Here is a 12,645-nt window from a genome sequence, read left to right as displayed (position 1 = left end):
GTTGTGCCGTTTGTGGCGATGCTGATTGCGGCGCTTGCGGCGCCGCTCGTTCAGCCGCCTATTCCTCGGGCGCCTGCGCGCGCACGAGCTCCGCTAGCAAGCGCACGCCCTCATCGATCTTTTCGAGCTTGATGGCCGAAAAGCCCATTCGGAAGCAGTGGTTCTGCTCCAGTCCGGTCATGAAAAAGACTCGCCCCAGTTCGATCAGGATGCCGTGTGCCTGCGCATCCGCGGCGAGGCGTGTCGCATCGAGCCACGGCGGCCCCTCGACCCAGCACGACGCGCCGCCCCCCACCGGCAAATAGCGCGCTTCGGGGAGGTGCGTGTCGAGCGCCGTCATCAACGCCTGAGCGCGCTCCCGATAGGCGTGAGCGAGCCGTCGCAGCAGCGCATCGTGGTGCCCGAGTGCCAGAAAAGTGGCGAACGCGCGCTGAATATAGGCTGCCGGGTGCCGCACCATCAGACGCCGCAAGGCGCGCAACTCGCGAACCAGTTCACGCGGCCCGACGATATAACCCAACCGCAGTCCAGGCGCGAACGTCTTCGAGAGGCTGCCGATATAGATCACCCGATCCGCCGTATCCAGACTCTTCAATGCGGGATGCGGCATGCCTGAGAAGTTGTTTTCGCTCTCGTAGTCGTCTTCGATCAGCACGAAGTCATGGGCTTGCGCCTGTTCCAGCAGCGCATGACGCCGCTCGATCGGCATGGTGGCCGTGGTTGGGCACTGGTGGCTTGGCGTCACATAGACGTAGTCGCATTGCGCGACCAGATCGGCGTCCTCGACCGGGCGCACGCCGCCACTATCGACGGGCAGCGGCTGCAGCCGCGCATTGCGGTTCTCGAAGATATTGCGGGCATCCGGATAGCCGGGGTTTTCAAAACCGATCGTGGTCCGTTCGCTCGCCAGCAGATCCGCGATCAGATAGAGCGCCTGCTGGCAGCCAATCGTCACGACGATTTCGTCCGGCATGGCAAACACGCCGCGCCGCGGCAGCACGCGGGTGCGGATCTGCTGGATCAGCGTGTCGTCGTCGCGCTCGATCAAATCCGGCGCCCAATTGCGGATCTCCATCACCGACAGCGCTTTCATGCAGCATTCGCGCCAGTCATTGGTCGGAAACAGAGACTGGTCGAACTGTCCGTAGACAAAGGGATATTCGTAACTCAGCCAGTTGCCCGGCTTGACGATATTGCGCTGCGAGGACGGCCGTGTTCTGAGGCGCTGGTCCCAGTCCGGCTTTGCAAGCGCCTCATTGGCCGCCTGGCCGGGCACTGTCTGCAGCGGCGCAAATTTGTGCCGCCCTTCGAGGATGGCTGGATTGACGAAATGCCCGCTTCGTTCACGCGAAATCAGATAGCCCTCCTCAACCAGTTGCTGGTAAGCGAGCACGACCGTATTACGGGCAACGCTCAGCTGGTCGGCCAACTCGCGGCTGGACGGCAATGCGTGATCCGGCAGCAGTTGGCCGTCCAGAATCGCGGCAACCAGCATCTGGCGGATTTGGCCCTGGAGGCTCATATTTGAGTCGTGTGAACGCTGGAACCGCTGACTCCATAGGGCCACCGAGGTGCGACTTGCCATGCTTTCTCCTGATTTTTGTAGGCGGAGCCCGCCCGCACGAAGGCGGACACCGGCATTGTGGACGTGCAAAAAAGCGCCTGCCAGCCGCCCCGAGGCGGCTGCGGGCGGGACTGGCGCCGCGGCCCATTCCGGTGCAGCGGTGTGGACTCAACGATCAGCCACGTCTGGCCCTAACCTGCAACATTTTTTACTGACGATACTCGCATCATCCCATTGCCGGCGATTGGGACAAGTCCCCGTCGGCGGGCGTTGGATTCACGTGTACTCGCGTACCCACAAGGCCATTCTGGAGACCTACAATGAAAAGCGACATGCAACCGAAGTTGTCCCGCTGGTTCGGCGCTCTGACGCGCCGTGTGACCGTCGCGGCGTTCGCCGCGCTCGCCTGCATGGTGGCGCCAGCCAGCCACGCGCAGGACAAGGAGGTCACGATAGCCTATCAGCAGATCGTCGACCCATGGGTCGTTGCCATCGCCAACGGCTCCATCGAGAAAGAGACGGGCTACAAGATCAACTGGCGGCAGTTCGAATCCGGCGCAAAGGTCGCGACCGCCATGGCCTCAGGCGACGTGAAGGTCGGCGTGATCGGTTCGAGCCCGCTCGCCGCAGCGGTGAGCCAGGGTCTCGACCTGCAGCTCTTCTGGATTCTGGACAACATTAACCAGGCCGAAGCGATGGTCGTACGCAACGGCTCCGGCATCAACAAACCGTCTGATCTAAAGGGTAAAACAATCGGCGTACCGTTCGTGTCGACGACGCACTATCACACGATGTTCGCGCTGCAACATTGGGGCATCAATCCGTCCGAGGTGAAGATCCTCAACATGCAGCCGAACCAGCTGGTCGCGGCATGGGAGCGCGGCGATATCGACGCCGCTTACGTGTGGGATCCGGCGCTCGCCCAATTGAAGAAGAGCGGCAAGGTCCTGATTACTTCCGGCGACCTGTCGAAGCTCGGCAAGCCGACATTCGACGGTATTGCTGTCGATCGCCAATGGGGCGAGGCGCATAAGGACTTCATGGCAAAACTCGTGAAAGCGATTTCCGACGCGGACGAACAGTACCGCAAGAATCCGGCGCAATGGAATGCCACTTCGCCGCAGGCAGCCGCTATCGCGAAGATGATCGGCGGCTCGCCGGCCGACGTGCCGGAATCGCTCTCGCTCTATGCCTTCCCGACGCTCCAGGAGCAGGCGTCCTCGCAATGGCTGGGCGGCGGCAGTGCGGGCCGCGCGACGTTTGCGCTGAAGGACACGGCCAACTTCCTGAAAGATCAGAAACAGATCAGCGCGGTGTTGCCCGATTACTCGAAGTTCGTGACCCCCGCTTATGCCGAAGCGGCAATGAAACTCAAATGATTTAAGCGACTTAAGCCGGTTCTGTCGAATCAGGAGGCAACATGGAAAGCATGAGAGTCAAGAATGTGAGCGTGGTCTTTCCGGGCCGCAAGGCCGGTCAGACGGTGCACGCGCTCGACAACATCAATCTGACGATCAACTCGGGCGACTTCGTGGTCGCGCTCGGTGCATCGGGTTGTGGCAAGACCACCCTGCTCTCGCTCATGGCCGGCTTCATCGCGCCGACCAGCGGCGAGCTGCTGCTCGGCGGTTCGCCGATCGCCGGACCGGGCGCCGACCGTGGCGTCGTGTTCCAGAAGCACGCCCTGTTGCCGTGGCTCAACGTGATCGATAACGCCGAGTTCGGCCTGAAGCTTCAGGGCGTGCCGAAAGCACAGCGGCGCGACATCGCCACGCGCAATCTGGCGCTGGTCGGCTTGCAGGACTTTCACAAGCACATGATCTATCAGCTCTCCGGCGGGATGCAGCAGCGCGTCGGCATCGCCCGCGCGCTGACCTGCGACCCCGCCATGCTGCTGATGGACGAGCCGATGGCCGCGCTCGACGCGCTCACCCGTGAAACCATTCAGGAGCTGCTGCTCGACGTCTGGACGAAGACCAACAAGATGTTTTTCTTCATCACGCACAGCGTCGAGGAGGCGCTCTTTCTGGCCAGCCACCTGGTCGTGATGTCGCCGCGTCCCGGGCGCATCACGCACACCTACGAGCTGGATTTCAATCGACGCTTTCTCGAAACACGCGACGCGCGCGCGATCAAGTCGAGCCCCGATTTCATCGAGATGCGCGAGCGCGTGCTCAGCATCATTTACGGCGACGAGAAAATGCACACCGCCGAGGCCGAGGTGACACATGTTTAGTTCAAAACGGGCTCATGTCCTTGCGCACGGCCATCACGCCCCGCTGGGATCCGACACGCAGGTCGAGCCACCACGCACGCCCGGTCGACGTCCACGGCTTCTCGCCAAGAAACCCGCCAAGCCAGGCGATACATTCGGCGTGCCGGGTCAAGGCAGCAGCATCGTCGCGAGCCTCGTGACCGTTGGCCTATTCATCGGTCTGTGGTTTGTCGCGACGAACCTTCACTGGATCAAGCCGCTCTTTCTGCCATCGCCGCAAGCGGTGTATGCAAAGTTCGTGTTTGTCGCCACCGAGGGTTTCGCCGGCTCCACGCTCATTCAGCACACCGGTATCAGCTTGCTGCGCGTGTTCGGCGCCTTCGCGCTCGCCTGTCTGACCGCGATTCCAATCGGCGTGATGATGGGTGTCTCGCGTTTTGCGCGCGGCATCTTCGATCCGCCGATCGAGTTTTATCGGCCGCTTCCGCCGCTCGCCTATTTGCCGCTCATCATCATCTGGTTTGGTATCGGTGAATTCTCCAAAGTCTTTCTCATCTATCTCGCCATCTTCGCGCCTCTCGCCATTGCCGCACGATCCGGCGTACGTTCCGTGTCGATCGAGCAGATTCACGCGGCCTATTCGATGGGCGCCTCGCGCACGCAGGTCGTGTTGTATGTGATTCTGAAATCCGCGCTGCCGGAGATCTTCACGGGTATGCGCATAGGCATTGGCGTCGGCTGGACGACACTGGTTGCCGCGGAAATGGTGGCGTCGACGAGCGGCCTTGGCTTCATGGTGCTCAACGCCGCAGAGTTCCTTGCCAGCGACGTGGTGATCATGGGCATCGTCGTGATTGGCTTCTTTGCTTTGTGCTTTGACTTGTTGATGCGCCACCTCGAGCGCGTGCTGGTGCCGTGGAAAGGCCGCGTGTAACCGGCGAGTGGCGAGTGCAATCGATTGAGAGCGGCCCGATAGCGGCCGCTTTCGTCCCATGGTGCGGGGCGTCTCCCAGCTGATCGCGTTCGAGGCGCACACCGCGGCGAGGGGGAATTAGCGTCGGCGCCATACAGCGCCCCACGCCAGCTTGGACTCAGCGATTGGCGGCGGCTGGCACTACTCCGCTAGTGGTGCCCTCCGCAATACTTCAGCTGTCTGTTATCGCTGGAGGCAACATGAATTCGATTGCGGAAGTACCGGGTTTGCAGGTCCGTCATGAATCGCTGCGTATCGGCGGAGAAAAGATCCGGCGCACGGAGATCATCGAAGTCTTCAATCCCTATAACGGCGAACTGGTCGGCACGGTGCCCAAGGCGACACTGGCCGACGTGCAACACGCGTTTGCCTGGGCACACCAATATCGGGCGAGGCTCACGCGCTACGAGCGCTCACAGATCCTGCTGCGTGCTGCGGACATGGTCCGTCGGCGTACCGAAGAAATCGCCGATCTGATCACCGCCGAGTCCGGCCTGTGCAAGAAAGACTCGCTGTACGAAGCAGGCCGCGTCGCCGACGTCATGACTTTCGGCGCCAATGAAGCGCTGAAGGACGACGGCCAGGTGTTTTCCTGCGATCTCACGCCGCACGGCAAGAAGCGCCGCGTCTACACCCAGCGCGATCCCCTGCTCGGCGTCATCTCCGCAATCACCCCGTTCAACCATCCGATGAATCAGGTTGCGCACAAAATCGTGCCGTCCATCGCGACCAACAACCGCATCGTCGTCAAGCCCTCCGAAAAGGTGCCGCTGTCCACCTTCCTGCTCGCGGATATCTTTTACGCGGCCGGCCTGCCGCAAGAAATGTTGCAGGTCATCACCGGCGACCCGAAAGACATCGCCGACGAACTGATCACAAACGAACACGTCGATCTGATCACGTTCACGGGCGGCGTGCAGATCGGCAAATATATCGCCAGCAAGATGGGCTATCGACGCGCAGTACTCGAACTCGGCGGCAACGATCCGATCATCGTGATGGAAGACGCCGACCTGGAAGAAGCCAGCACGCTCGCCGTCTCCGGCTCCTACAAGAACTCCGGCCAGCGCTGTACCGCGGTCAAGCGAATTCTGGTGCACGAGGCAGTGGCCGACCGCTTCGTCGAACTGCTCGTGGAGAAGAGCCGGGCCATACGTTACGGCGACCCTACCGATCCGGCGACCGACATGGGCACCGTCATCGACGAAGCGGCAGCGAAATTTTTCGAAGCTCAGGTGAACGATGCGATCAGCCGCGGCGCGACGTTGCTGCTGGGCAACCTTCGCGAAGGCGCGTTGTATTCGCCGACGGTTCTCGATCATGTGAGCCCGGACATGCCGCTCGTCAAATACGAAACCTTCGGTCCCGTGTCGCCGGTGATCCGCTTTCGCGATATCGACGATGCGATCCGGATTTCCAATTCGACTGACTACGGGCTCTCGTCTTCGGTCTGCACGAATCGCCTCGACTACATCACGCGCTTTATCGCCGAACTGGAGGTGGGCAGTGTGAACGTGCGCGAAGTGCCGGGTTACCGACTCGAGTTGACGCCGTTCGGCGGCATCAAGGATTCGGGTCTTGGCTACAAGGAAGGGGTCCAGGAAGCGATGAAAAGCTTCACCAACGTGAAGACCTATTCGCTGCCTTGGGATTGAGCCGCGCCCCATGCATCTTCCGCAGCATCGCATTCTTTAATTTTCGAGACGAATTGTTCCATTTATCTAGCATCACCTATTGACCATCACGGGTGCATGCTCTACATTTTAGATAACCACTTTTCGGAACAAAATGTTCCGGTTTCATTAAACAGCGGAGACAAGCCTCATGAGCGATCACACCCCCATCAGCGGCCCGCAGGCCATGACCCCGTCGGAAGCATTCGTCGAAACCCTGGCCGCAAACGGCGTGACCGATATGTTCGGCATCATGGGCTCGGCCTTCATGGACGCCATGGACATCTTCGCGCCCGCCGGCATCCGTCTCATCCCCGTGGTGCACGAGCAGGGCGCCGGCCACATGGCCGACGGCTATGCCCGCGTGTCGGGCCGCCATGGCGTGGTGATCGGCCAGAACGGCCCGGGCATCAGCAATTGCGTGACCGCCATCGCCGCGGCTTACTGGGCGCACAGCCCCGTGGTCATGATCACGCCCGAGGCCGGCACCATGGGCATCGGTCTGGGCGGCTTCCAGGAAGCGAAGCAACTCCCGATGTTCCAGGAGTTCACCAAGTATCAGGGCCACGTCACCCATCCTGCGCGCATGGCTGAATTCACCGGCCGCTGCTTCGACCGCGCGCTGGCCGAGATGGGCCCGACCCAGCTCAACATTCCGCGCGACTACTTCTACGGCCAGATCAAGGCCGAGATTCCGCAACCGCAGCGTCTCGACCGCGGCCCCGGTGGCGATCAACGCCTGAACGAAGCGGCCGAACTACTCGCCGAGGCCAAGTTCCCGGTCATCATCTCCGGCGGCGGCGTGGTCATGGCCGACGCGATCGAGGAATGCAAGGCGCTGGCCGAGCGTCTGGGCGCGCCGGTCGTCAACAGCTACCTGCATAACGACTCCTTCCCCGCCAGCCACCCGCTGTGGTGCGGCCCGCTCGGCTATCAAGGCTCCAAAGCTGCGATGAAGCTGATCCAGCGCGCCGACGTGGTGATCGCGCTCGGTTCACGTCTGGGACCGTTCGGCACGCTGCCGCAGCACGGCATGGACTACTGGCCGCAGAACGCCAAAATCATCCAGATCGATGCCGACCACAAGATGCTCGGCCTGGTGAAGAAGATCTCCGTGGGCATCTGCGGCGATGCCAAGGCCGCCGCGGTTGCGCTCACGCAGCGCCTCGACGGCCGCACCCTCGCCTGCGACGCCACGCGTGAAGAGCGCGCCGGCCAGATCGCCGCCGAGAAGGCTGCATGGGAGAAGGAACTGGACGGCTGGACGCATGAGCGCGACCCCTACAGCCTGGACATGATCGAGGAGCAGAAGAACGAGCGCACGCCTGGCGGCGGCAACTATCTGCATCCGCGCCAGGTGTTGCGCGAACTCGAAAAGGCCATGCCGGAAGACGTGATGGTCTCCACCGACATCGGCAACATCAACTCCGTGGCCAACAGCTACCTGCGTTTCAACAAGCCGCGCAGCTTCTTCGCCGCGATGAGCTGGGGCAACTGCGGCTACGCGTTCCCGACCATCATCGGCGCCAAGGTTGCAGCACCGCATCGCCCCGCTGTTTCCTACGCCGGCGATGGCGCCTGGGGCATGAGTCTGATGGAAACCATGACCTGCGTGCGTCACAACATTCCGGTCACCGCGGTGGTCTTCCACAACCGCCAATGGGGCGCCGAGAAGAAAAACCAGGTCGACTTCTATAACCGCCGCTTCGTCGCCGGTGAACTCGACAACCAGAGCTTCGCCGACATCGCTCGCGCGATGGGCGCGGAGGGTATCACGGTGGACCGGCTCGAGGACGTCGGCCCCGCGTTGAAGCGGGCGATCGATGCACAGATGAACCACGGCAAGACCACCATCATCGAGATCATGTGCACCCGCGAACTCGGCGATCCGTTCCGCCGCGATGCGCTGGCCAAGCCCGTGCGCCTGCTCGACAAGTACAAGGACTATGTCTGACCCAACCGTTGTCTGACGGTCCGGGCGCCGGGAGATGCATTCCCGCTGCCCGGCGGGCCGGAAACGGGGTTTCCCCTGCCGTTTCCGGTCTCTTTGTTTGCCACTCCCGCTTTTCAACGTGATTTCAACCGTGACCACTGCCCAGTGCCATGAAAGCCATCAATCGCATCATCGAGCGCGCTCGCACTTCGCCAAGACGCATCGTGCTCTGCGAAGCGGAAGATCCCCGCATGCTGGAGGCCGCGCAACGCGCCACGCGTGAAGGCATCGCCCGCATCGTGCTGGTCGGTCCGGCTGAGCGCATTCACACGGCCGCTGCCGAACAAAACATCGACCTGTCCGGCATGGAACTGGTGGATCCTGCAACCTCGCCGCTCGCCCCGTCGTTTTCCGAAGCGCTCTTCGCACTGCGCAGCAAGAAAGGCATGACGCTGGAGGAAGCCAGGCAGGAAATCATCAAGCCCCTCTGCTTCGCCAACCTGATGGTGCGGCTCGGTCATGCCGACGGCTCGGTGGCCGGCTCCGTCCACACGACCGCCGACGTGGTCCGCACGGCGATCCAGATCATCGGTATTCATCCGTCGTTCAAGCTCGTGTCGAGCTTCTTCCTGATGATGTTGTGCGAGCCCTTCCACACGCTCAAAGGCGGCCTGATTTTCTCCGACTGCGGGCTGGTGGTGGACCCTGATGCTGGTGAACTCGCTCAGATTGCGATGGCGGCGGCCGATAGCGCGCAAAGCCTGCTGATGGAGGAGCCGCGCGTGGCCATGCTGTCGTTTTCGACCAGTGGCAGCGCACGGCACGCGGCCGTCGACAAGGTCGTGGAAGCGACGCGCCAGGTGAGAGCCGCGCGCCCGCATCTGGCGATCGACGGCGACGTGCAACTGGACGCGGCCCTCGTCTCCGAGATCGCCATGCGCAAAATCGACCATTCACAGGTGCAGGGACACGCCAACGTGCTGATTTTCCCGAGCCTGGAAGCGGGCAATATTGGCTACAAGCTGGCTGAGCGGATCGGCGATGCGAAGGCAATCGGCCCCTTGTTGCAGGGCCTGAAAAAGCCGGCCAACGATCTTTCGCGCGGCTGTAGCGCGGACGATATTTTCTACGTGATCGCGGTGACCGCCGTGCAGGCGCAAACCGCAGAAGCGTCGCAGGACGCACACACGACGCCGCTCGCGTCATAACACGACGCGTGTTTACGGCAACTTCGACCACGCATTCGCTATTCGGCGCGTAAAACGGACCACTGCGCGCCGGCGTGTGGAAACAGGCCACGCTCGCCGTGTCCGCGCTGGTCACAATAGCGGCGCCGTGGGTTCGGCGTGCTGGTTGTGATCGATTGCGCTCTTTATCCTGTGTTCTCTGTGCAAGCTATTCCTGCAAGGCTGCGGGACCGGCTACCTCCTGCCAGCCTGCCCGCGCCCACCAATCCATCCTACGATTTCCGCAAACAGCTTCATGTCCGGCGGCACGGTGAGATCCACCGCCAGGCAGCGGCGGTAATACGGACTGAGATCCAACCCGACACCCAACCCCAGCACCTCCACGTCGCGCGAGGCTTCATGGCGCGCCACGACGGCCTTGAGATGGTTGTCGAGATAGAAGGCGTCGTTAGCCTGGCCCGTTGCACTGTCCATGGGACTGCCATCCGAGATCACGATCAGGATCCGCCGCGCCTCAGGACGGGCGACGAGACGCACACAGGCCCAGTCGACCGCTTCGCCATCGACACCCTCGCGAAACAGGTCCGCCTTGAAGAGCGCGGCAATGTCAGCGCGGGCGCGTCGCCAGCTTCGGTCCGCATCCTTGAAGACCAGATGAGACACTTCATTGAGCCGGCCCGGATGATGAGGGCGGCCCTGTGCCAGCCAGTCGAGCCGCGCCCGGCCGCCGTTCCAGGCGCCGGTGGTGAAACCCAGGACCTCGGTGGTTACACCCGCCTGGTCAAGCGCGCGCGTGAGGATATCGACCACGATCGCCACCGGTTCGATATGCGCTTTCATCGAGCCCGAGCAGTCGATCAGAAAACCGACCACGCAGTCCGCCATGAGCGTGTTCCGCTCGAGCCTGAACAGACGCCGTTCAGCGGGAGAACTGACCAGTTGTGCGAGGCGCCGCCCATCGATGCGGCCATGCTCTTCACCGAACGACCAGCCATCGCGTTGCCGTATCGCCAGCGCCGCCTTGAGCGCGTGCGCGAGCCGCGCTACGTTGATGCCCTGGGCAGCGACGCGTTCGTCGAGCCGCTCGCGAAACTCGCTGAGCAACGCCTTGCGCACCTGCGCGCCCGCGGAAATCTCGCGGTCATAGCGCGTCGTATAGGCGCGATAACCCTGTTCCGAGGCTTCGAGCACGCGACTTTTGCCGGTGAGCGCAACGGCCATGTCCTTGTACTCGTCGTCCTCGACGTCGAACCAGAGCGAGAACGCCGTGCGCGGGGTTTTGTCGTCGCTCTCCTGCGGGTCATCCTGAGCATCGTCCAGCGCCTCGGCACGGGCGGCGCGGATCATCTCGGCCACCAGCCTCGCCAGTTCCAGCGCATGGACAGCGAACGCGCCCTGCTCCTGCCGATGCCGGCGCAAGCCCGCCAGCGACACGCCCAACACCGGCACGATGGCCGCGCGCGTGGCTTCGATCAGGCCTTCGGTCTGTTCGAGCACGGGCCAGCCCGTCAGGCGCGACCACGCAATCTGTGCCACGGTGTACAGGAGAATGCCAAGGTGGTCCTCGGCAAGCCCGGAGCGATAGAAGGCACGCGACCATGCCTCGAAACGATCGCGCAGATTCTGCACCAGGCCTGGCATACCAGGCGGTGTCTGTGTCTCGCACCTCAGCTGCTCGAGCAGTTCGAACACCAGGCGCTCGACGGGATCGGTCGGGCATAGCCGGCTGTGCAGCGCCGCGTCGGAGTGAATGAGTCGCAGAGCCGCGCCATCGGCGGCGCCGCGCAGGGACGCGAAATCGTCCTGCTGAGGGTCGGTGCGCAGATGTGGCGCGTGCAACGGCAAAGGCCGCAGATCGCGGCACAACCGGCCTTCGCGGTAGTGCAAAGCGGCGTCGCCGGTGAGGGCGCGCACGGTCGCTGCGCACAGCGCCTCGCGTTGCTCCGCGCGCAGGGTTGCTTGCCGCTGGGTCGCCGGGTCTTGGTCCGATTGCTGAAGGGCTGCCTGGCTCGCGGGCGCTTGCCGCTGGGCCGCCTCACCCCGGTCCGATTGCCGCGAGGCCACCTGCTTGTCCAGCGTCATCAACGGATGCCCGCCGCGTGGTTTTCAACGTTGGCTTCGGCCTCGAGTTCGGTGCCAAAGCAGCGCTGAAAATACTCGGCCACGATCGAGCGCTCGGCCTCATCGCACTTGTTCAGGAAGGTCAGACGAAACGCCATCGCGGGATCGTGGAAGATCTGGCAGTTCTCGGCCCAGTTGATCACCGTGCGCGGCGACATCAGCGTCGACAGATCGCCACTGGCGAAACCCTTGCGGGTGAGTTCCGCCACGCTCACCATCGATTCGATCAGCGCGCGTCCCGCCTCGTCAGCGAGTTCCGGTACGCGCGCGAGCACGATACCGGCCTCTTCCGCCCGCGGCAGATAGTTGAGCGTGGCCACCACGTTCCAGCGGTCCATCTGCGCGTGATTCAGCACCTGCGTGCCGTGATACAAACCGTTCAGATTGCCCAGCCCCACCGTGTTGGTGGTGGCGAACATGCGGAAGTACGGATGCGGATGAATCACCCGATTCTGGTCGAGCAAGGTGAACTTGCCGTCGCGCTCGAGAATGCGCTGGATCACGAACATCACATCCGGACGCCCCGCATCGTATTCGTCAAAGATCAGGGCGACCGGGCGCTGCAACGCCCATGGCACGATCCCTTCCTGAAACTCGGTGATCTGCAGATCGTCACGCACCACGATCGCGTCTTTGCCGACCAGATCGAGGCGGCTGATATGGCCGTCGAGATTGACACGCACGCACGGCCAGTTGAGGCGGGCCGCAACCTGTTCGATGTGCGTCGACTTTCCAGTCCCGTGCAAGCCCTGCACCATCACCCGGCGGTCTCGGCTGAAGCCGGCCAGAATCGCCAGCGTCACCTCCGGATTGAAGCGGTAGACCTCGTCGATCTCCGGCACATGGTCGTCGCGCTCACTGAAAGCTGGCACCATGAGGCTCGAATCGATGCCGAAAACGGTGCGTACCGCGACCATTCTGTCGGGTTTGCCAGTCACGATATCAGTCACTTCATTCTCCTCCCCACTCCGGGGCATCG

The 12,645-nt window shown here is 62.7% G+C and carries 9 protein-coding genes; 6 read left to right on the top strand and 3 right to left on the bottom strand.

Annotated elements, in window-relative coordinates; translation table 11 throughout:
- Nucleotides 1-58 precede the first annotated feature (58 nt).
- The gene (pdxR, locus tag KHO31_RS24255; protein WP_211624292.1) at nt 59-1,585 is read right to left on the bottom strand and encodes a MocR-like pyridoxine biosynthesis transcription factor PdxR; all 1,527 of its coding nucleotides are present in this window, start codon (nt 1,583-1,585) and stop codon (nt 59-61) included.
- 299 nt (nt 1,586-1,884) lie between these two features.
- Between pdxR and tauA the strand changes: the two genes are divergently transcribed.
- The 6 genes from tauA to pta all read left to right on the top strand — a co-directional run bounded on the left by tauA (nt 1,885) and on the right by pta (nt 9,566).
- Complete coding sequence (tauA, locus tag KHO31_RS24250) at nt 1,885-2,943, top strand: taurine ABC transporter substrate-binding protein (RefSeq protein WP_201082476.1); 1,059 nt, start codon at nt 1,885-1,887, stop codon at nt 2,941-2,943.
- A 41-nt stretch (nt 2,944-2,984) separates the two neighbouring features.
- Entirely contained in the window at nt 2,985-3,800 is an 816-nt protein-coding gene (locus KHO31_RS24245) for a taurine ABC transporter ATP-binding protein (protein WP_201082470.1), read from the top strand.
- Nucleotides 3,793-4,713 carry an ABC transporter permease subunit gene (locus KHO31_RS24240; RefSeq protein ID WP_201082462.1) on the top strand — a complete coding sequence of 307 codons (921 nt, stop codon included), beginning with the start codon at nt 3,793-3,795 and terminating at the stop codon, nt 4,711-4,713. The genes KHO31_RS24245 and KHO31_RS24240 overlap by 8 nt, the downstream gene beginning before the upstream one ends.
- A 239-nt stretch (nt 4,714-4,952) precedes the next feature.
- Nucleotides 4,953-6,407 (top strand): phosphonoacetaldehyde dehydrogenase, encoded by a 1,455-nt coding sequence (gene phnY, locus KHO31_RS24235; RefSeq protein ID WP_201082460.1) that lies wholly within the window; start codon nt 4,953-4,955, stop codon nt 6,405-6,407.
- A 169-nt stretch (nt 6,408-6,576) separates the two neighbouring features.
- A complete protein-coding gene (gene xsc, locus KHO31_RS24230) occupies nt 6,577-8,379 on the top strand; it encodes a sulfoacetaldehyde acetyltransferase (protein ID WP_211624290.1) in 1,803 nt (600 codons plus the stop codon).
- Between the two features lie 149 nt (nt 8,380-8,528).
- Nucleotides 8,529-9,566 carry a phosphate acetyltransferase gene (pta, locus tag KHO31_RS24225; protein ID WP_201082450.1) on the top strand — a complete coding sequence of 346 codons (1,038 nt, stop codon included), beginning with the start codon at nt 8,529-8,531 and terminating at the stop codon, nt 9,564-9,566.
- 213 nt (nt 9,567-9,779) lie between these two features.
- On the opposite strand, the gene KHO31_RS24220 is transcribed toward pta, so the two are convergent.
- Entirely contained in the window at nt 9,780-11,627 is a 1,848-nt protein-coding gene (locus tag KHO31_RS24220) for a cobaltochelatase CobT-related protein (protein ID WP_211624288.1), read from the bottom strand.
- A complete protein-coding gene (locus KHO31_RS24215; RefSeq protein ID WP_201082446.1) occupies nt 11,627-12,643 on the bottom strand; it encodes an AAA family ATPase in 1,017 nt (338 codons plus the stop codon). Before KHO31_RS24215 ends, KHO31_RS24220 begins: the two co-directional genes overlap by 1 nt.
- Nucleotides 12,644-12,645: the final 2 nt, after the last annotated feature.

Origin of the sequence: Paraburkholderia domus, from assembly GCF_905220705.1 — a bacterium.
Lineage (GTDB): Bacteria > Pseudomonadota > Gammaproteobacteria > Burkholderiales > Burkholderiaceae > Paraburkholderia > Paraburkholderia domus.
This window is presented reverse-complemented; position numbering and strand designations above follow the sequence as displayed.